A 20,846-nucleotide genomic window follows, 5' to 3' on the forward strand; every position below is an offset into this window, starting at 1 on the left:
AGCGTCCGCCGTTCGTAGCCGTCGCCCGGCGCGGGCGGCGGCAAGTGCATCATAATCCACCGGATGCGCCGGCCCCCGGCGCTCAGGACCGCGGCGTGCCGAGCGGGCGGTGCGTCCGGCGGGTCGCCGGTTTCGCCGGAGCTGGGCTGTCCGGAGCGGCAGCAGCCGGGGTGGTCGGCACCGGTGCGACAGGCACTGGTGCAGCAGCCGCCGGTTTGACGGGCGCCGGCGTGGCCGGAGCGAGCGTAGCCGGAGCAGCTGCCGGGGCCTGCGAAACGACCTGCTGCAGTTTCGGTGCGGCGGCGGGAACCTCCGATGCCGGGGCGACGACGGTCTCGGTCTTGACCGGCGCCGGCTTGGCCGCGGTCTCCTTGGGGCTCGCAGCCGCCCGTGTCGGGGCCCGGCGGGAGGGCGCAGCGGCGGTGCCGGCGGCCTTTGGCGTCGCACTGCGGCCAGAGGCGCGCGTCCGCTTGACGGGGGCGGCAACCGCTTCCGACAGTTCGGCTGCCGTCGGCATCGGGGCGACGATGGGCGCTGGGGCAAGGCCTGCGGCAGGACGCGCCGGTGTCGGCGCGGCGGCGGCCGCAGCGGCAGGCTTCGTTCCCGCCTTGATGCGGATTAGCAGGCTGCCGCCCTCGGGATGGCGAACCTCGAAGGCATTGGTCTTGCGCACGAGATCGCTCAGTTTGCGCTCGCCATAGGTGCGCGGGTCGAAGTCGGTATAGAGCGCCTGCAGCTGCTTGCCGAAGGTGCCAAGGTTCACCCAGCCGTCCTCACTCTCCATCTGGTCGATGACGCGCGTCAGCATTGGCAGAGCATCCGCCTTCTGGCGCAGCGGCACGACGATCTCGGTTTCCGGCTCGACCGAATCGCGGTTCGGCGTGCCGCGCTGCGGCAGCAGGTTCTCGGTGTAGATGAAGCGGCGGCAGGCCTGGCGGAAGCTTTCCGGCGTCTTCTGCTCGCCGAAGCCGTAAACGGCGACGCCTTGCTCGCGGATGCGCGAGGCGAGGCGGGTGAAGTCACTGTCGGAGGAAACGAGGCAGAAGCCGTCGAAGCGACCGGAATGGAGAAGGTCCATCGCGTCGATGACGAGGGTGATGTCGGAAGCGTTCTTGCCGGTGGTGTAGGCGAACTGCTGGTGCGGGATGATGGCGTGGCGGGCGAGGATGTCGGTCCAGCCCTTCATGCGCTGGGTGGAGAAGTCGCCGTAGATGCGGCGGACGCTGGCTTCGCCGATCTTGGCGATTTCCTCGAACAGGCCGTCCGCGATGCGGGCGGAGGCGTTGTCGGCGTCGATCAGGACCGCAAGGCGTGCGGATCTGCTGTCGTTCATGTCGTTTGCTTTCACGTTTCAAGGCCGCTCGGGCCTTTCGGGGCCGCTGTGCGGCCAGATGCGTTGGGTGAGCTCTAGCATGTCCCGGGCAAAGCGGGGACGGGGTATTACGCCGCCGTATTGGCGGTAAGCGTGAGATGGGCCGGGGCGCTGCCGGGGTGATCGGCGAGATCGGCGGTGGCTTTCTCGGTCCAGCGATAGCCGATGATGGCGCCAGCGGCTGCATTGGAAATGAGGTTCGAGGCGATCACGGCCCGGCCGGATCCCTCGACGACGGTGACGCCGATCCCCACGCCGCAATCGCGCAGCACATTGCCCGTCGCCGAGACGTCGCGGAGATAAGGCCCCCAGCCGAGCTTCAGCCCGAACAGCGGAGCCCCCTCGACGACGTTGTCGGACACCACGGTATCCGCCTCGACCGAGATGCCCATGCCGAAGCCGGGGGCGTCCGCCGGGTAGGGGCCACGGGTGCGAAGGTTGCGGATGAGATTGCCGGTGCAGACGGCGAGACGGCCGCCTTCGTTGAAATTGGCGATGGAAATGCCGATCGCGGCACCGTCGATGAGGTTGCCGGAAATCACGGCGCCTTCGAACCTGAACTCGGCATAGACGGCGGTTTCGCCGGAATTGAGGCAGGAATTGCCCGAGACCAAAGCATTCGAGCCGCCATTGCAGCGAATGGCGGAGAAGGCGCTGTCCTCGATCTGGTTGCCGGAAATGCTGACGCCGTGGGCCTTGTAGACGTTGACGGCATTGCCATTCTGGCCGGTGCCGCCGGCATCGGCGCGGGTGCGCTGAATGCGGTTGCCGCGCACGATCGAGCCATCCTGGCCGGGCGTGTTGCGGTGGATGAGGATGCCGCCATTGCCGCAGTCCTCGATGGTGTTGTCGATGACAGCGAGTCCCGTGGCATCGCGCGACAACAGGGCGGTCAGCCCCGTCCCGGCGATGTGCGAGGTTGCGATCCGTCCGCCGACGGAGGTCAGCGCCAGGGCATGGCCGCCGGCGCCGATGAGGTCGCAGTCTTCCAGCACGAGATCGAGGCAGCCGGCGATCTCGACGAGGTGACGTCCGAGGTCTTCCCCCCGTCGGGCGAGCCCGTCGAGCGACAGGCCCGTGAGAGTGATGTGCGTTGCGCCGCTCGCCTGCAGGGAAAGGCGGGGGCCGATAAGACGCGATGCGCCGCGGATGCCGGCGAGCCGGGTGACCGCGGGCAGCTGCAGGGTGTCGCAGATGTACTCGCCGGGCGGCAGAAACAGCACTTCGCCGCTGCGGGCCGTCTCATCGAGCAGCTTTTGCAGGAGTTTCGTCTGGTTGGCGCCGGACGTCAGCCCGCGCGTCGACGCATCGAGAAGGCCAGCGTTCCCCGGTGGACGGGTGCGCGCGGTGGCGGGCACGGCCAGCGTCCCGGCAGCTGCCAGAAGGCCCGCGAGCAATCGGCGCCGGTGAAGCAAAGGTGTGGCCATGTCATCAGGGTGGCATGCTGCGGCTTAAGGCGCGGTATGATGCGGGCGGCCCTCGGCCTGCCCGGCAGATTTCGTCCGACAGGCTTAACGCGCCATGAAAGCGGCCAGCACGCCGGCGGCGATGGCCGGCGGTGCCCGGCGACCGGCGCGCGCGTCGGCTTCGCCTGCCGCCATGGCCTCCGCAAGGCCGGGAAAGGCGAGCAGCGCTCGCCGCAGGCCGTCGCCGAGTTCAGACCAGAGCCATTGCACGTTCTGCGCCGCACGCCGCTCGGCGAAGGCACCGGACGCGACCTGGATCGCGCGGAACTGCCCGACGGCGGCCCAGAGTTCGGCAAGGCCCTCGCCGGTCTCGCCCGACAGCGTTAGCACCGGCGGCGTCCAGGCGGGATCGCGCGGGCCGACGATGTCGAGCGCGGCGCGAATTTCCGCGGCTGCCCGGCGGGCGGCTTCCTTGCGGTCCCCATCTGCCTTGTTGACCGCGATGATGTCGGCGATCTCGACGATGCCTTTCTTGATGCCCTGCAATTCGTCGCCGCCGCCCGGCAGCATCAGGAGGACAAAGAGGTCGACTATGTCGGCGGCGACGATCTCGGACTGGCCGACGCCGACGGTTTCGACGATCACCACATCGAAACCGGCGGCCTCGCAGAGTAGCACGGTCTCCCGCGTCCGGGACGCAACGCCCCCGAGCGTGCCGGAGGTCGGGGAGGGGCGGACGAAGGCGCGGGGATCGACTGCCAGCCGCGCCATGCGCGTCTTGTCGCCAAGGATCGATCCGCCGGAGCGCTGCGAGCTCGGATCGACGGCGAGGACGGCCACGCGGCGGCCCTCAGCGGTGAGCGTTGCGCCCAGGCGGTCGATCAAGGTGGACTTTCCGGCGCCCGGTATGCCGGTCAAGCCGATCCGGATGGCGCCGCCGGTGTGGCGGACGAGGAGGTCCAGCAGGGCGTCAGCTGCAGTGCGGTGGTCGCTGCGGGTCGACTCGACGAGGGTGATGGCGCGCGAAAGAGGGGCGCGTTCGCCTGCGAGGACGCCATCTGCGAGCTTCTGGACGTCGATCAGGGCCATGCCCCGCTCTAGGCGAGGACAGGCGCGCTGTCGAGGCGGATCGCAGCGTGCACTGCAGCAACGAATTCCGGGCTAACCGCTTGAGCCAACCTGCGTATTACGGCTTTTTAATTCGCCTCCCACTTTAAGACGGGCCCGTCTTCGTCTATATCTGGAGCCTAGGGCACCGATCATCATTGGCAGACGGACATGTCCGCCGTCACAGTTGGGAGCGACCACCATGGCCTGGAAGAAACCCGTACTCGTTGAAGTTTGCGTCGCGATGGAAATCAACGGCTACATGCCGATCGAATTCTAAATCGGTGACAACTGGGAAAAGCCGCGGACGGGATGAACCCCATCTGCGGCTTTTTGTTTTGGGTTCGGCTGCGGGCGGTGGGTTCCCGCAGTGGAACTGCCTTTGCGGGGTTTGCCGCCTCGCCTGGGACGGAGACCCACGTGTCTCGCCCCGGACGCAGTCGTCGATCGCGGCGACGGTGGACGGAGAGCATTGGCTGCTCCTCAACGCCTCGCCCGACCTTCGCCAGCAGATCCAGGTCTCTCCGCCGATGTCGCCGATGGCGGGGGCGTCGCTCGACGCCAAGCGCGCGTCGCCCTTCTCCGCCGTGCTGGTCACCAATGGCGACGTCGACCATGTCGCCGGTCTGCTGACCCTTCGGGAGAAGCAAGCCTACACGCTCTACGGAACAGAGGGCGTGCTCGGCATCATCGCCGACAACCCGATCTTCTCCGTGCTCGATCCCGCCTTCGTCGCGCGCCGTCCCGTTGGGGTCGGCGAGAGGTTCGAACCGGTGCCGGGCTTAGCCGTCGAGATCTTTTCGGTGCCGGGCAAGGTGCCGCTCTATCTCGAGACTGCTGAGGTCGACGTCGGCGCCGAGGGCGAGATGACGGTGGGCGTTCGCCTCTCGGCGGGCGGCAAGGTAGCGTATTACATCCCCGGCTGCGCCTATGTGCCCGATCACCTCGTGGAGCGAGTGGCCGATGCCGACGTGCTTCTGTTCGATGGCACGGTCTTCGTCGACGACGAGATGCAGCGCGCCGGCGTCGGGATCAAGACCGGCCGCCGGATGGGTCACATGCCGATCTCCGGCGAAGGGGGCAGCATGCACGCCTTCGCGGACGCCGGTGTAAAGGACCGCGTCTATATCCATATCAATAATACCAACCCGGTCCTGATCGACGGCTCGCCCGAGCGGGCGGCGGCAGAGGCGGCGGGCTGGCGGATTGCCTTTGACGGGATGGAGATTTCGCTGTGACGATGCTGAGCCCGGATGATTTCGTGTCGGCCCTGCGCGAAATCGGCGCGACCCGCTACCATCACTTGCATCCCTTCCAGCTGAAGCTGCAGGCGGGCGAGTTGAACAAGACGCAGGTGCAGGCCTGGGCGCTGAACCGCTATTACTACCAGTCGCAGATCCCGATAAAGGACAGCTACATCCTTGCCCGCCTCGGCACGACCGAGCTTCGGCGCGAATGGCGCGAGCGGATCATCGACCATGACGGCGACGCCGAAAACCGCGGCGGCATCGAGAAATGGATCGCCTTGACCGACGGGGTCGGGCTCGATCGCGAATACGTGCTGGCGGGGGAGGGCATCTTGCCCGGCACCCGCTTTGCGGTCGACGCCTACGTCACTTTCGTGCGCGAGCGCACGCTGCTCGAGGCGATTGCCTCCTCGCTGACCGAACTTTTTTCGCCCGGCGTCATCGGCGTGCGGGTGCGCGGCATGCTCGAGCACTACGACTTCATCTCGCCGGAAACGCTCGCCTACTTCGACAAGCGCCCGGTGCAGGCGAAACGCGATTCCGATTTTGCGCTCGACTACTGCATCCGCCATGCCCGCCGTCCGGACGAGCAGCGCGCGGTGCTGAACGCGCTGCGCTTCAAGTGCTCGGTGCTGTGGGCGCAGCTCGACGCGCTGGAGCATGCCTATGTCGATCCGAAGCTGCCGCCGCCGGATGTGTGGCAGCCGGGTGCTGACGGGAAGACGTCCTGATGGCGGGAATTGCTGACAGCATCGTGCCGCGCTTTCCACACGGCGTCCGGTTTCGCGAGGACAAGGCGCGCGGCGCCTTTATCCTCGTTGCGCCCGAGCGGATCTTCAATGCCGACGAGGTCTCGGTCGAGATCTTGAAGCGGATCGACGGCAAGGCGAGCCTCGGCGAAATCCTCGAGGCGCTCAGCCTGATCTTCGCGGCCGATCTGGCGGTCATCCGGCCGGACGTCGAGAGCTTCCTTCTGGATCTGCAGTCCAAGCAGATGGTGACGCTATGAACGAGCTTGTCGCACCGGCCACCGTCGAGACCGGCCGTGCCGTGCCGCCGCCGCCGATCGGTCTGCTGGCGGAATTGACGCACCGCTGCCCGCTCCGCTGCACCTATTGTTCCAATCCGATCGAACTCGATACCCGCTCGACCGAGCTCGACACCGAGACCTGGAAGCGGGTGTTCACCGAGGCGGCTGAACTCGGCGTCATCCACATCCACCTTTCCGGCGGCGAGCCGACGGCGAGGAAGGACATCGTCGAACTCACGCGGCATGCGGCCGAGGTCGGGCTCTACACCAACCTCATCACCTCCGGCATCGGCGTGAGCCTCGCGACGCTCGACGCCCTTTACGATGCCGGGCTCGACCATATCCAGCTGTCGCTGCAAGGCGCGGATGCCGCCATCACCGAGGCGGTCGGCGGCTACAAGGGCGGGTTCGAGCGCAAGGAGGCCTTCGCGGCCGAGGTGGTGAAGCGCGGTTTTCCGCTGACGCTGAACGCCGTGATCCACCGCACCAACATCCACCAGGTGCCGGCGATGATCGACAAGGCCGTCGCCTTCGGCGCCAAGCGGTTGGAGATCGCGCACACCCAGTATTACGGCTGGGCGCTGAAGAACCGCGCCCAGCTGATGCCGGCCCGCGCCGACGTCGACCGCACCATCGTCGAGGTCGAGGAGGCGCGGGCGCGGCTGGCGGGCGTCCTGGTGATCGACGCGGTCTTCCCCGACTATTACGCGCGCTATCCCAAGACCTGCAATGGCGGCTGGGGCCAGCGCACGCTGAGCGTGACCCCGGCCGGTCTGGCGCTGCCCTGCCATGCCGCGCAGACGATCGCGCATCTCGACTTCTGGTCGGTGCGCGATCACTCGATCGCCGACATCTGGGCGGCTTCCCCGGCCTTCGAGGCCTATCGCGGCACCGACTGGATGCCGGAGCCTTGCCGTTCCTGCGAGCGCAAGCACATCGACTTCGGCGGCTGCCGCTGCCAGGCGCTGGCGCTGACGGGGGATGCCAGCAACACCGACCCCGCCTGCATCAAGTCCGACTTCCATGTGGCGCTCGGCGACATCGCCGTCACCGAATCGGCTATTCCAAGCGCCAGCAGCGGCGTGCCCGTCTATCGCGCTTTCGGCATAAGGTAGCGCCAGCCTTCGTTGGCGTCGGTCACGCCGCGTCGAAGGGCTTGCCCCTGGCGTTGTCGTTGAAAGGCGCGCTTGCCTGATCGTTGCTGATGCCGCTGAAGAGGGCCAGCCGTTCGCCGAGGGTCGACGAGAACACCGGGTACTTGGTGAAGACGCTGTCGCTGATATCCTCGTTGCGCTCGCCCAGCAGCATCAGCGGCTTGGTGAGGCCGGGATAGGCCCTCGGCTCGGTCAGCGGCTTCAGGCTGCAGAAGCGACGGTAGAACGCCGCATGCTCCAGACGCACCGTCGCCAGCATCCAGTCCGCCTCGTAGTGTTCAGCGGCCATGCAGGCGAGACGGGTGACCGCGAAGGGCAGCAGCTTGGCACCCGGACGCGCCACGGGGTTGGTAACGAAGCGACTGGGGTCGATGAAGCTCTCGCCGGCATCCACCAGCGGGCCCAGCACGTCGCCATAAGTGTCCATGGCGGGGCCGACCGGATGCTCGGGCGTCACGACGTGAAGACGGATGGTGCCGGCCAGTTGACCGTCGATGTTGACGCCGAAGACGGTAGTATTGGGGTCGCGGTCGTAGTGATCGTGGAACCGCCGGTCGTCCCGCGACACGATGGCGTTCTCCAGCCGATAGGCTTCGTAGCGCAACCGGTAGATGATGTCTTTGTCCCGGTCACTTTCGACACGAAAGTAGCTGGTTCGCGCAAGAGTGGCATTGAGCTCTTGTTCGAAGTGGGACTGCGATGCTTGGGTCTTGGGCTGCATTCCATATATCCCCTGGCGCTTTGGGGAAAACGTACGCGAGCCATAATAATATTCGAAGCATTTAATTAAAATTTGCATAAATTTTCGCGGGCTTGGTTAATTTTCTGCTGCAGTGCAGCAATCTATGCTGTGCAGGCCGCGTGGAGCGGGCTGCCGCCGTGCGGTAGCGCTCCTGCCATGGCACCGCCATCGAGGGCTCCGAGAAGCTCGCCGATCGCCGGAGATGGCAGCGGTTGCCCGAAAATGAACCCCTGCAGTTCCCCGACCAGCTCTTCGGCCATCACCATCCGCAGCTGGGCGTCGTTCTCGATGCCCTCGACGACGATCTTGAGGTTCAGGGAATGGATCAGCCGAATCATGCCGCGCAGCAGGGCCCGATCATTGTCGTGCTGCATCGCCTGAACGACGAAAGACCGGTCGATCTTGATCTTGTCCAGCGGCAGCCGAGAGATGTAGCCGAGATTGGAATAGCCCGTTCCGAAGTCGTCGAGCGAGAAGCGGATGCCGGCGGCTCTGAGCTTGAGCAACTTGTCGAGCACGCAACTGTCCTGGTCGAGGAAGAGGTTCTCGGTGATCTCGATTTCGACGCGTTCCGCCGGCAAGCCAGCATTTCGGGCGCTGGCGAGCACGGTCTCGACGATGTCCGGCCGGTCGAGTTGGCTCGGCGACAGGTTGATCGCCACGCCGACATCGGCGGGCCAGGTGACGGCGGCCTCGCAGGCCTTGCGCAGCGTGATGTCGGTGATCGCCTTCATCAACCCGCATTCCTCGGCGATCGGCAGGAAAACCCCTGGTGACAACCGGCCCCGCAACGGGTGATCCCAGCGGAGCAGCGCCTCGCAGCAGGCCACCTTGTGGGTGGCGCAGTCGACGATCGGCTGGAAGACGAGGTGAAGCTGGTCCTCGTTGATCGCCTCGCGCAGGTCCGCCTCGATCCGCACCCGCTCCTTCTCGCGGTGCTCCATCGACTTGTCGAAGAACATGTGCTGGCCACGGCCGGCCGCCTTGGCGGCGTAGAGCGCGGTATCGGCCCGCTGGATGACCTCGCTCAACGCCCTTCCGTCGGACGGGAAGAGCGCCGTTCCAAGACTGCAGGCGACGGTCAGCGATATGCCCTCGATCCGCATCGGATCGGTCATCGCGGCGATCACCGCGGCGGCCATTTCGCTGGCCTCTGCCCTTGTACGCACGTTCATCTGCAGCAGCACGAACTCATCGCCCGCAAAGCGCGACAGCGTGCTTCCAGCGCCCGCAACGCCGCCGATACGCGCCGCCGCCTCGATTAGCACCCGATCGCCAAAGGCATGGCCATAGGAATCGTTCAGGCGCTTGAACCGGTCGAGATCGATGAAATGCAGCGCGAAGGGCGTCTCGGCCTTGGCTGCGGTCTCGATCAGGCGGGTCATGGCGACGCGGTTTGGCAGCTCGGTCAAGGTGTCGCTGTAGGCGAGGCGCCGATTTTCCTCCGCCGCCTGCATCGCCTGCGAGAAGGTCTCGCGCATCCGGTCCGAGATCCGCAGCAGCGTCCCGCAGAACACGGCGAAGAAGAAGGCGAAGGCCGCGTGCCAGATCTCGCCGGGGATGATCAGCGCGGTCACCATGGGGATGGCGCCCAGCAGCAACTGCCGGCGCACCAGGACCGGCGAGGCGAAATTGCGGGCAATCAGTCCGACAAGGAAACAGATGGCGGTGGCGAAGGAGAAGAGCTGCGAGGAAGTGTTCTGCGGCGCGGCGAAGATCGCCAGCGGCCAGAGCCCCACGAGGAAGACGTGAAAGAGGCCCGAAATCGAATAGAACTTGGACCAGATGGAATTGGAGATGCGCGATAGAGCGTCGAACCGGCCGTAGACCGAGACAGCAATGACCCTGAGGAATGTGACGATGCCGAGCGCGTAGCAGACCGTCCAGGCCAGTACCGTGTCGGTCTGAAAACAGGTGACGACGCAGGCCAGCAGCGTGCAAATGCAGCCCACGCTGAAGCTCACTGCATCCGTATACAGCAGGCCGGGAACACGCTCTGCGTATCCGCGATCGTTTCTGTCGTCAGAGGCCTGTAGTTTTGCGGTCTGCATGGTCACTTTTCGGGAGCTCTAAGACGCGAACATTGCTCTGCAAGACCTAAGATTCTATCTATGATTTATCAGCAAGAGTAGGCGAACGAACGCAACCGGACGCAATACCGGACCGCCTGTTGGCTAGAGCCAGTTCTTGTGGCGAAAAAAGATGAGCGGCAAAACAGCGGAGATCAGCATCAGGCCGATCGCCATGGGATAACCGAACTGCCAGTCGAGCTCCGGCATTATTTTGAAGTTCATGCCATAAATGGAGGCGACCAGCGTCGGGGGCATGAAGCCGACGGCGGCGACCGAGAAGATCTTGATGATGGCGTTCTGCTCGATCGAGATCATGCCGACCGTGGTGTCGAGGAGGAACGTCGTCTTGTTCGACAGGAAGGCAACAAAATCGTTCAGCGAGGTGATGTCGCGCGACATCGCTTTGACCCGCGCCTTGGCTTCTTTCGGTCCCTTGCGGCGGTCCAGCACGAACTGCAGGTAAGGCATCATCCGATCGAGGGTGGCAAGGCTCTCGCGCGTGCGCGAGATGAGGTCGCCCGCGCTGCCAATGCGCTGCAGCAGCGACTTGAAGTCGGCATTGGCGGTCGGCGTCTTGCGGGTCGAGGCGCTGAAGATGTCGCTGGCGATACGGTCGAGATCGGCGGCGATCGCCTCCATCATGTCGGCGACGCGGTCGATGACGGTCTCGACGAGGCCGATCATAATTCCATCGGCCGACGGCACCTTGGGGCTCTTAGTGCTGCCGAGCGGAACCGGCTCGCCTTCCAGCGTCAACGCCTGGCGGACGGTGGCGTCGGACGGATCGCGGCAGAGCTTGCCGGCAAAGATGACGAAGGATTTCGGCTCGGTGTAGCGCAGCGTCACCAGGCGTTTGCCGGTGAGGATGAAGGTCACCGGCGCAAAGCCCGGCGAGCCGCTGTCGAGGCCGAAGACCACCGACGCGGTCATGAAGTCCGCATTGTCCTCGGAGTAGAGGCGGCTGGACACCTCGATCTCGCGCATTTCCTCGCGCGTCGGAACCTCGATGGCGCACATCGTCTCGACCATGCGCTCCTCGGCCTTGGTCGGGCTGATCAGGTCGATCCAGATCGCATCAGGCGGAATGCTCTCACCGGGGTTCACGCGCTCGGCATGCATCTGCGCCATCGCGTCGGCGCGGTAGACTTCGATCATGGTGGATTTCCCTCGCCTGGGAGACGGTCAGGTGGCTCGCGGCTGCATGCACCCGTTTGGCCCGGGCGCGCAAGTCCCTGACCAAAAGGGCGAGGCGGCAGCAGGGCTTATCCCGCCGCCGTGTGGCCGAGTCGGGCCGAGAGCGTGGCGAGCAGATCCTCCGCCGCCTCGGCGATGACCGTGCCGGGGGGAAAGATCGCCGCGGCGCCCGCCGCCGTGAGCGCCTCGAAATCCTGCGGCGGAATGACCCCGCCGACGACGATCATGATGTCGCCGCGGCCGTCCTGCTCGAGCGCCGCCTTCAGTGCCGGCACGAGGGTGAGATGGCCGGCGGCGAGCGAGGAGGCGCCGACGATGTGGACGTCGTTCTCGACCGCTTGCCGTGCCGCTTCCTCCGGCGTCTGGAACAGCGGGCCGATGTCGACGTCGAAGCCGAGATCGGCGAAGGCGGAGGCGATCACTTTCTGCCCACGATCGTGGCCGTCCTGACCCATCTTGACCACCAGAATACGCGGCCGCCTTCCCTCGGCGACTGCGAAAGCCTTCGTCTTCGCGAGCACCGCGTCGATCTTGCCCCGCATGATGCCGGCCTCCCGCATGTAAACGCCCGAAATCACCTGACCGCTCGCCACGTGCCGACCGAACACCTTTTCCAGCGCCGACGCCATTTCGCCGACGGTGGCGCGCGCGCGCGCGGCATCGATCGAGAGGGCGAGGAGGTTGCCGCTGTTGCGGGCGGCGGCTTCGGTTAGGGCATCGAGCGCGGTGGCGACCGCCGCCGGATCGCGCTCCGCCCTCAGCCGCGCGAGCTTTTCCAACTGCTGGCGGCGGACGTCGGCATTGTCAACGCGTCGCACGTCGATGTCGTCGGCGGCCTCACTGCGGTAGCGGTTGATGCCGACCACCACCTGCGCACCGCTGTCGATGCGGGCCTGGGTCTTTGCCGCCGCCTCCTCGATGCGGGTCTTCGGCAAGCCGCGCTCGATCGCTTTGGCCATCCCGCCCAGCGCCTCGACTTCGGCGATGTGGGCGCGGGCTTTCGCCGCCAGTTGGTGCGTCAGGCTCTCGACATAGGCCGAGCCGCCCCAGGGATCGATGATGCGGTTGGCACCGGTCTCGCGAGCCAGCACGTGCTGGGTGTTGCGGGCGATGCGGGCGGAGAAGTCGGTCGGCAAGGCGAGAGCCTCGTCGAAGGAGTTGGTGTGCAGCGACTGGGTGCCGCCTTGCGTCGCCGCCATCGCCTCGACGGCGGTGCGCACGACGTTGTTCATGACGTCCTGGGCGGTCAGCGACCAGCCGGAGGTCTGCGAATGCGTGCGCAACGACAGCGAGCGCGGATCCGTCGGCGCAAAGTTCGCTCGCATCAGCTCGGCCCAGACGAGCCGTGCCGCCCGCAGCTTGGCGACTTCCATGAAGAAGTTCATGCCGATCGCCCAGAAGAAGGAGAGGCGCGGCGCGAATCTGTCGATGTCCATCCCGGCGGCGACGCCGGCTCTGGCGTATTCGATACCGTCGGCGAGGGTGTAGGCGAGCTCGAGATCCGCCGTCGCTCCTGCCTCCTGCATGTGGTAGCCGGAAATCGAGATCGAGTTGTATTTCGGCATGTGCGCCGCGGTGTGGGCAAAGATGTCGGCGACGATCCGCATCGAAGCGGCTGGCGGGTAGATGTAGGTGTTGCGGACCATGAACTCCTTCAGAATGTCATTCTGGATGGTCCCGGACAGTGCCTTCTGCGGCACGCCTTGCTCTTCGGCCGCGACGATGTAGAGCGCCATCACCGGCAGCACGGCGCCGTTCATCGTCATCGAGACGCTCATCTCGCCGAGCGGAATGCCGTCGAACAGCTCGCGCATGTCGAGGATGGAGTCGATGGCAACGCCGGCCATGCCCACGTCGCCGGCGACCCGAGGGTGATCCGAATCATAGCCGCGGTGGGTGGCGAGATCGAAGGCGACCGACAGGCCTTTCTGCCCGGCCGCGAGGTTGGCGCGGTAAAATTCATTGGATGCCGAGGCGGTGGAGAAGCCGGCATATTGCCGGATCGTCCAGGGCTTCTGCACATACATCGTCGGGTAGGGCCCGCGCAGATAGGGCAAGGCGCCCGGCCAGGTCTGCCGGTTCGGCAGCGCCGACCGGTCGGCCTCAGTGTAAAAGGCCGCAAGCGGAATGGCTTCCGGCGTCTGCAGCGTCTCCGAGGGTGGGCTCGGCGTTGGCAGGACAGGCGACTGCCATTCGATATCGGTGAAATCGGGGATGCGGCTCATGTGGCGGTCTCCAGCGGCTGGCTGAGACGGATCGGGGCGAGCGGCGATACCGTCGGCTCCGGGGCGCCGTCTGGCACCGCTGGCTCAGCCGGTCGGGGCAAGGCCACGGCGATATCGCGCGGGGTGGCGAGCGGGTAGAGCGTCACGCCGACGATCGGCGCGCTCCGGTCGGCGATGGCTGCCGCGCGGTCCGCCCGGCTCGCCGCGATCCGGCGCTGCAGATGGCCCTGGCGGAGGCTGGAGAACAGGCCGCCCTCGCTTTCGATCTTCCTAAACTCCTGCCAGGCGGCCGCGGCGAGGCTCTCGGTCAGTGCCTCGATGCCGCCCGAGCCGGCGGCGGGATCGCCGACATGGCCGAGCCCCGCCTCGTCGCGCAGGATCAGCTGCGTGTTGCGGGCGAGCCGGCGCGCCTTGGCCTCCGGCAGGCCGTTGGCCGTGGTGAACGGCAGCACCGAGATGCGGTCGGCGCCGCCCGTGGCCGCGGCGAAGGCGGCGATGGTCGTGCGCAGGATGTTGCCGTGCGGGTCGACCGCCGTCATCATCCGCATCGATGTTTCGACGTGCAGCCGGGCAGGGGCCGGGTCGGCAATGCCCGAGAGAAGCTGGACCCGCTGCCACAGCAAGCGCAACGCCCGCAGCTTCGCCGTCATTAGCCATTGCTTCTGGTCCGCGGCGAGGGTGAAACCGATCCGGCGCGGCAGCTGCGAAAGGTCGACGCCGTGACCGTTGAGGCTCCGCAGGGCGTAAACCGCGCTTGCCAGCACGGCGCCGAGCTCCTGCGCCTCGGTCGCGCCGGCCTCGTGGTAAATCCGCCCGTCGGCCTCGGCAAAGCGGCCGGTAAAGCCGCGGGCGAGATACCGATCGAAGCCGGTTGCAAACGCTCGCTGGAGGTCATGGTCGTCAGGCGGAAAGCTTCCCGCAAGCGCCATGGCACCGAGCGGATCCTGGCAGAGGTCGATATCGAGCGCATCCGTTGGAACGCCTTGCGCCAAGGCGATCGCGGCAGTTCCTTCGGCGGCGGCAAGCGCATCCTCCCCACCCTCGAGCCGCAGATGGACGATGTCCAGCATCACCCCGGCGAGCGCGGTTTCCAGCGCCGCGGCGGGCAAGCCGAAGCCGTAAGCCGAGGGCGCGCCCTCCAGCACCAGCACCAGCGCATCCGCACCGCCGTCGAGGTCGGCGAGGGCCTGATGGTTGGCGCGCGCGGGATCGGGATCGTCGAGCCGCTGCGCCATCGACCAGGGCGCCAGCGTACCGCGCAGGATCGGGCGCACGGCCGCTTCGGCGTAAACCGGTCCGTAGGCAACGCCGTCCTCGCTGTGCGAGACGAGGGTGGAAAACGGAGCACCGGCCAGCGCCTTCTCGGCTAGCTGCCGCCAGTCGGCCTCGCTGCAGTCGTCAGCCATCATCGCGGTTCCTCCCGGCGACATACATAGAGCGATTTTCGCTTGGCGGGGCGCGCATAGCGCGTTTTCCTGTTTTCCGGGACCAGAGCATCTTTCACAGAGATCGTGAATTCGCCAATCGCAGGGGGCGCCGCATTGGCTCCGTCCCTGCGTCAGTATGCGTCCTCTGTAATGCCCGCCAATGCCTGCAAATCGCCGCTCACGCAGGTTTCCAGCCACGCCCGCATCCGCTAGTTTGCGCGGCAACATGAGGGGGCACAGAATGAGCATCACCAATATCTTCGGACACGTCGTCGCGCTGGTCGGCGCCGCGGCGATCCGCTTGCGGAAGTTCGAGGGCAGCGACCATGCACAGGCCATGGGAACCGCGCCGTCGATCCCGGCGGCCAAGCCCCAGGGCATCCCGACGCTGAAGATGCCAACGGCCAAAGGCTGGACCGGCAACCAGACGCCGGTTGCCGCGCCCGGGCTAAAGGTCAACGCCTTTGCGACCGGCCTTAAGCATCCGCGCTGGATCCACGTCCTGCCGACCGGCGAGGTGCTGGTGGCCGAGGCGATGGGCGACAACGGCCCGATCAAGACCGCCTTCGACTACGCGATGTATGCCACGATGAAGCGCGCGGCGGCCGTCGGCGTCAGCATGAACCGCATCCTCGCCTTCCGCGATGCCGATGGCGACGGCGTGGCGGAGAGCTCCAACGTCTTCCTCGAGAACCTGAACCGCCCCTTCGGCATTGCGCTGGCCGGCGACACCTTCTACGTCGGCAATACCGACGGCGTCATGGCGTTTCCCTACACCGCGGGCGCCAGCAAGATCACCGGGACGGGCAAGCGTCTGTCGACCTTCAAGCCGGGCGGCCACTGGACGCGCAGCCTGCTGCTGAGCCCCGACGGCCAAAAGCTCTATGCCGGCGTCGGCTCGCTCAGCAACATCGGCGACAGCGGCATGGAAGCCGAGGAGGGCCGGGCGGCGATCTACGAGCTGGATCTGGCCGCCGGCACCAACCGCATCTTCGCCGGCGGCCTGCGCAATGCCGTGGGTCTTGCCTTCGAGCCGACGACCGGGGCGCTGTGGACCGTCGTCAACGAGCGCGACGGCCTCGGCGACGAGACGCCGCCGGACTACCTGACCTCGGTGAAGGATGGCGGCTTCTACGGCTGGCCGTATTGCTACTGGGGCCAGACCGTCGACGGCCGGGTGCCGCAGGACAAGGCGAAGGTCGCGAGCGCCCTGACGCCGGACTATGCGCTCGGCGGCCATACCGCTTCGCTCGGCCTCTGCTGGATGCCGGCCGGCACGCTGCCCGGCTTTCCCGACGGCATGGTCATCGGTCAGCACGGTTCCTGGAACCGCTCGACGCTCAGCGGCTACAAGGTCATATTCATTCCGTTCGAGAACGGCAAGCCCTGCGGCCCGCCGCGCGACATCCTCTCGGGCTTCCTCGCTCCGGACGAGAAGGCATCCTATGGCCGCCCGGTGGGCGTCGCGATTGGCCCGGACGGTTCGCTGCTGGTGGCGGACGATGTCGGCAACGTCATCTGGCGGGTAACCGGCCAGGCATGACAGGCACGGCCTGACCGGTCAGCACGATCCGGCAGGCCGTTGCTGACCGACGACGCACAAGCGTTGTCCGCGGTTCGGCGTGGGGAGATGACACGCTGGGCGGCCGTGCCGCCGCCGCATCAGCTGGCGATGATCATCTCCGGCGGCGCGGTCAGCTTCCAGACCACTCCCGATGGGGCATAGGCCATCTCGACCTCGCCGCCGAGGGCGCGCGCCGTCATCTTCTGCGTCACCAGCGTGCCGAAACCGGAGCGTTTTGGCGGCACCACCACAGGCCCGCCGATCTCGCGCCAGGTGAGGCTGAAGACCGGGTCGAGCGTCCAGTCGATGCGCACATAGCCCTCGTTGACGGATAGCGCGCCATATTTGGCGGCATTCGTCGCGAGCTCGTGCAAGGCAAGGCCGATGGTTTGCGCGGCCGTGGGGCTGAGGCGGACGTTTGGTCCGTGCGTCTCGATCTGCCCGCCCTTGCCGGCGCCGAAAGCCTTCAGCTGGGTTTCCACCAAACCGTCGAGCGCAGCGCTCTCCCAGCCGCCGTCGGAGAGGAGGTCCGCCGAACGGGCGAGCGAGCTCAAGGCTTCCGACAGCGTGTCCAGGAACTCGTTGGTGCTCGCGCTTTCCTTGGCGGCCCGCCGCGCGATGGCGGCGATGAGCGCGTACTGGTTCTTGGCGCGGTGGGTCATCTCGCGCATCAGAAAGCGGTTCTGCTCTTCCGCCTCTCGCCGCTCGCGCGAAGAATGCGCCAGGATCTTCGAGACCTCGGCGATTTCCTCGATGTTGGTCTGCACCGGCAAAGCCGGCTCGCCTTTGCCGATCGCCCGGGCCTGGCTGGCGAGATGGCGGATGGGCGAGGCGACGCGGCGGCCGAAGAAGACGGCAAGGCCGACGCAGAACAGCAGCAGCACCACGCCGGTGCCGACCAGCATGAGCCAGGAGCGCATGATCGGCCGCCCGATCACCGAGTCAGGGACGGCGACGCGGGTCGTCCATCCCGTTAGGATCGAGCCGTAGGACGCCTCGATCAGGTCGGGACCGAGCGCATCGCCGAGCGACCCGACGATCGAGGGATTTTCGAACGGCGTCTGGCTTTCGCGCATGCGGCCTTCGGTGGCGAGAGCCGCGATGACCCGGTTGCCCTGGCGGTCGGTGATCATCGCCGTCCATGTCTGCGGCAGGTTCCGGTCGGCGATGACGGAGCGCAGATCCTTCGCGCGCTTGGCGATCGCCAGGACGTAGATCACCCGGTCGCCGCGGATCACCGGAACCGCGATGTGGAACGCCTGCTGGTCAGCAGCTGCGCCGATGATGTCGGAGATGTAGGGGAGGCGGGTCCGGAACACCATTTCCGCGGCGCGGGCATCGGTGGTGCCGGTCAGCGGCTCGGAGAGCGGCACCCGCGTGTCGACGACGACGCGCAGTGCCGGGTCGATCAACACTGCGTCGGTCTTGGTCGTGGCGAGGGCGGCGGCCGCGCGCCGGTGCATCTCGGTGAGGTCGTCCTCGTTGACGAAGGCCGATGCCGCCAGCACCTTGGCGGCCGTCATGAGGCCGTAGATCTCGCGGTCGACCGCGTCGGAGATGATTTCGGCAGTATCGGAGACCTGGCCGGCGGCGATCTCTTTCTGCTGCGACGAGAACTGCAGGATCAGGAAGGCGCTGAACACCAGCGCGGGGATCAGCACGATCAGCGCGAAACCGGCGAGATGCACGAGCAGCGGCGGCCGGCGCAGAAGCCGGGAAAGGCGGTAGGACCAGGTCCTGGCAACCCGCGGCCGTGCCGTGTTGATCTCTATCGTCATATCCAGGTCAGCCGCCGAAACGGCTTTACCGTCCGGGCGCTCCAATTTCACGTCGTTTGTCGCGGGCATCAGGTCGTCATACCCGTTCGCCGCGTAGCTTCCAAGCTCAGCGGCCGGCCTCAGTCCCGAGGCCGGTCACGAGACGGTGTGCCTGCTGCGAGGAGGGTCGGCCAAAACCGCCCTCCTCGTGTCCCACCCCGATGGGCGGAGGCGTCAGGCGAACTGCGCGAGGCCCGGCGTGGTGGCGATGACACGGTCGACGGTTTCATCGCCGGCATTCGCCTTGGCGTAGGTGATCAGCTCGGATGCGATCATCCGGATTTGGCCCATGTCGAGGCCGAGGCCCATCAGCTTGGCGCCGAGCGCCATGATCCCGCCGCCGAAGGCCCCCATCACGCTGCCGAGCATGCCGCCGCCGCCACCGCCGGCTGCAGCGATCGCCTCGTTGGCGCCGGGCGTCTCGGCGATCATCGTCTCGACCGCGGGGTCCGTGCCTTCCGCCTTCATGTAGGCGAGGATATGCCCGACGGCTTCCTTCGCCTTGTCCTGTGTCAGGCCCGTTTCCGCCGCGATGCGGTTCAATACTTCTTCCATCGGTAAACCCTCCTTGGTCCCGCGCCACCGCTGATCTGCGGCCCGTTCGGCATGGGCGGACCATTGCAAAGCGCCGAGAAAGAGGCAATCGGCAAAACCGCCTTGCCTGGCACCCCGATAGGGCCTCCGCATTGTGTCCGTGCGGGCGCTGGGCATAGTAGGCGTGATGACATGGGAGGGGCGGATGCTCGAAGACGGCAAGATTTTCCTGGGATCCAGTCAAGCTCCCAATGGTGCGATCAAGCAAGGCGAATATCTCGACCTGAAGCTCGCGAACCGGCACGGCCTCGTCACCGGCGCCACCGGAACGGGGAAGACGGTGACGCTGCAGATTCTGGCCGAAGGGTTTTCCGAGGCGGGCGTGCCGGTGTTCTGCGCCGACATCAAGGGCGACCTTTCCGGCATCGCGGTGCGCGGCGAGGACAAGGACTATTTGGTCGCCCGCGCGGCGGCGATCGGGCTCGATCCCTACTACCACGACGCCTATCCCACGATGTTCTGGGACATCTTCGGCGAGAAGGGGCACCGGATCCGCGCGACCGTCGCGGAAATGGGGCCGCTTTTGCTGGCGCGGTTGATGAACCTCACCGACGCGCAGGAGGGCGTTCTCAACATCGCCTTCAAGATCGCCGACGAGGAAGGGCTGCTGCTGCTTGACCTCAAGGATCTGCAGGCCATGCTCGGCCACGTCGCGGAGAATGCCGAGGAGATCTCGCGGCTCTACGGCAATGTCGCCAAGCAGTCCGTCGGCGCCATCCAGCGTTCGCTCCTGGTACTGGAGCAGCAAGGCGCCGCTGATTTCTTCGGCGAGCCGGCGGTGAAGATTTCCGACCTCATGCGCACCGACCGCGACGGCCGCGGCTACGTCAACGTGCTGGCCGCCGACCGGCTGATGCTGAACCCGCGGCTCTACGCCACCTTCCTGCTGTGGCTGCTATCGGAACTCTTCGAGGAACTGCCGGAGATCGGCGATCCCGAAAAACCGAAGCTCGTCTTCTTCTTCGACGAGGCGCATCTCCTATTCGACGGGGCGCCGAAGATCCTGACCGACCGGATCGAGCAGGTGGTGAAGCTGATCCGCTCCAAGGGTGTTGGCGTCTACTTCGTCACGCAGAACCCGTTGGACTTGCCGGAATCGGTGCTGGCGCAGCTCGGCAACCGGGTGCAGCACGCGCTGCGCGCCTATACGCCGCGCGAGCAGAAGGCGGTGAAGACCGCCGCCGAAACCTTCCGCCCGAACCCGGAATTTGACTGCTTCGCCGCGATCACCCAACTCGGCGTCGGCGAGGCGCTGGTGTCGACGCTGACCAAGGGCGGCGTGCCCTCGATGGTGGAGCGGACGCTGATCCGTCCGCCGGCCGGGCGCGTCGGGCCGATCAGCGATGACGAACGGGCCGAGGTGATGCGCCAGAGCCCCGTCGCCGGGCTCTACGACGTCACGATCGACGCTGAGTCCGCCTACGAGATGCTGGTCGGCCGGGCGGCCGCTGACCTGAAGAAGGAAGAGGATCAGCGCCGGGCCGAGGCCGAGGCGAAGGCTGCCGCCAGCCGCGACGTCTCGGAGCGCCGCGCCGAAAGCGCACGGCAGCGCGCCGAGGAGGCTGAGGTGCGGGCGGCCGAGGCGCGCGACACACCGCCGGCCCGCACGCGCACCGGTTTCCAGCTGCCGGACTTCGGCCTCGGCGGCGGCGGTCGTGACGACGCGCAGGAGGTCGAGGAAGAGCGGGACGCACCCGTCGCGCGCCGCTCGGCGCCGCGGCGGCAGTCTTCCGGCTACCAGCGCCAGACGCTGACGGAGACGGTGATGAAGCAGGTCGGGCGCACGGTCGCCTCGACCGTTACCAGCGCCATCCTGCGCGGGGTGCTCGGAAGCCTGAAACGCGGAAAATAACCGGCCGTTGGCACTGACCTCTGCCGTAGCGCCTCCGCAGATC

Annotated in this window: 14 protein-coding genes and 2 pseudogenes; 6 read left to right on the forward strand and 10 right to left on the reverse strand. The window is 66.7% G+C overall.

All coding sequences use genetic code 11. The annotated features are described in order from the left end of the window. Positions 1 to 607: 607 nt before the first annotated feature. From ACZLZQ_RS10130 to meaB, 3 genes and pseudogenes are all read right to left on the reverse strand, one after another. A pseudogene (locus ACZLZQ_RS10130) lies at positions 608 to 1,333 on the reverse strand (NYN domain-containing protein); the annotation flags it as partial. 107 nt (positions 1,334 to 1,440) lie between these two features. Next, positions 1,441 to 2,799: a TIGR03808 family TAT-translocated repetitive protein gene (locus ACZLZQ_RS10135; protein WP_472949281.1), complete on the reverse strand. Its 1,359-nt coding sequence runs from the start codon at positions 2,797 to 2,799 to the stop codon at positions 1,441 to 1,443. 84 nt (positions 2,800 to 2,883) lie between these two features. Next, a complete protein-coding gene (gene meaB, locus ACZLZQ_RS10140; RefSeq protein WP_472949282.1) occupies positions 2,884 to 3,867 on the reverse strand; it encodes a methylmalonyl Co-A mutase-associated GTPase MeaB in 984 nt (327 codons plus the stop codon). A gap of 220 nt (positions 3,868 to 4,087) precedes the next feature. On the opposite strand from meaB, the gene pqqA reads away from it, so the two are divergent. The 4 genes and pseudogenes from pqqA (at position 4,088) to pqqE (ending at position 7,277) form a co-directional block, all read left to right on the forward strand. Further along, complete coding sequence (pqqA, locus tag ACZLZQ_RS10145; RefSeq protein WP_156381978.1) at positions 4,088 to 4,165, forward strand: pyrroloquinoline quinone precursor peptide PqqA; 78 nt, start codon at positions 4,088 to 4,090, stop codon at positions 4,163 to 4,165. A 43-nt stretch (positions 4,166 to 4,208) separates the two neighbouring features. After that, a complete protein-coding gene (gene pqqB / locus ACZLZQ_RS10150; protein ID WP_472949899.1) occupies positions 4,209 to 5,123 on the forward strand; it encodes a pyrroloquinoline quinone biosynthesis protein PqqB in 915 nt (304 codons plus the stop codon). 2 nt (positions 5,124 to 5,125) lie between these two features. Beyond that, a pseudogene (gene pqqC, locus ACZLZQ_RS10155) lies at positions 5,126 to 6,141 on the forward strand (pyrroloquinoline-quinone synthase PqqC). Beyond that, positions 6,138 to 7,277, forward strand: coding sequence for a pyrroloquinoline quinone biosynthesis protein PqqE (gene pqqE, locus ACZLZQ_RS10160; RefSeq protein ID WP_472949283.1), 1,140 nt, complete (start codon positions 6,138 to 6,140; stop codon positions 7,275 to 7,277). The pseudogene pqqC and the gene pqqE overlap by 4 nt, the downstream one beginning before the upstream one ends. Before the next feature lie 22 nt (positions 7,278 to 7,299). Here the strand turns inward: pqqE and ACZLZQ_RS10165 are convergent, their stop codons facing one another. From ACZLZQ_RS10165 to ACZLZQ_RS10185, 5 genes are all read right to left on the reverse strand, one after another. Further along, positions 7,300 to 8,037, reverse strand: coding sequence for an N-acyl amino acid synthase FeeM domain-containing protein (locus ACZLZQ_RS10165; protein WP_472936156.1), 738 nt, complete (start codon positions 8,035 to 8,037; stop codon positions 7,300 to 7,302). 122 nt (positions 8,038 to 8,159) lie between these two features. Next, positions 8,160 to 10,022 carry a putative bifunctional diguanylate cyclase/phosphodiesterase gene (locus ACZLZQ_RS10170; protein WP_472949284.1) on the reverse strand — a complete coding sequence of 621 codons (1,863 nt, stop codon included), beginning with the start codon at positions 10,020 to 10,022 and terminating at the stop codon, positions 8,160 to 8,162. A 210-nt stretch (positions 10,023 to 10,232) separates the two neighbouring features. Then, entirely contained in the window at positions 10,233 to 11,285 is a 1,053-nt protein-coding gene (locus ACZLZQ_RS10175; protein ID WP_472936154.1) for a magnesium transporter CorA family protein, read from the reverse strand. A 107-nt stretch (positions 11,286 to 11,392) separates the two neighbouring features. Beyond that, positions 11,393 to 13,549 (reverse strand): methylmalonyl-CoA mutase, encoded by a 2,157-nt coding sequence (gene scpA, locus ACZLZQ_RS10180; protein WP_472949285.1) that lies wholly within the window; start codon positions 13,547 to 13,549, stop codon positions 11,393 to 11,395. Continuing rightward, the gene (locus ACZLZQ_RS10185) at positions 13,546 to 14,955 is read right to left on the reverse strand and encodes a methylmalonyl-CoA mutase family protein (protein WP_472949286.1); all 1,410 of its coding nucleotides are present in this window, start codon (positions 14,953 to 14,955) and stop codon (positions 13,546 to 13,548) included. The genes scpA and ACZLZQ_RS10185 overlap by 4 nt, the downstream gene beginning before the upstream one ends. A 262-nt stretch (positions 14,956 to 15,217) precedes the next feature. On the opposite strand from ACZLZQ_RS10185, the gene ACZLZQ_RS10190 reads away from it, so the two are divergent. Beyond that, a complete protein-coding gene (locus tag ACZLZQ_RS10190; RefSeq protein WP_472949287.1) occupies positions 15,218 to 16,519 on the forward strand; it encodes a PQQ-dependent sugar dehydrogenase in 1,302 nt (433 codons plus the stop codon). Positions 16,520 to 16,638: 119 nt separating this feature from the next. Here the strand turns inward: ACZLZQ_RS10190 and ACZLZQ_RS10195 are convergent, their stop codons facing one another. Further along, on the reverse strand, positions 16,639 to 18,318 hold the full coding sequence (locus ACZLZQ_RS10195; protein WP_472936150.1) for a sensor histidine kinase: 1,680 nt from the start codon (positions 18,316 to 18,318) through the stop codon (positions 16,639 to 16,641). Positions 18,319 to 18,531: 213 nt separating this feature from the next. After that, positions 18,532 to 18,912, reverse strand: a complete 381-nt coding sequence (locus ACZLZQ_RS10200) for a hypothetical protein (protein ID WP_472949288.1) — start codon at positions 18,910 to 18,912, stop codon at positions 18,532 to 18,534. Positions 18,913 to 19,096: 184 nt separating this feature from the next. On the opposite strand from ACZLZQ_RS10200, the gene ACZLZQ_RS10205 reads away from it, so the two are divergent. Further along, positions 19,097 to 20,803, forward strand: coding sequence for a helicase HerA-like domain-containing protein (locus tag ACZLZQ_RS10205; protein WP_472949289.1), 1,707 nt, complete (start codon positions 19,097 to 19,099; stop codon positions 20,801 to 20,803). Positions 20,804 to 20,846 lie beyond the last annotated feature (43 nt).

Source organism: Mesocryomonas lacus (genome assembly GCF_055730105.2).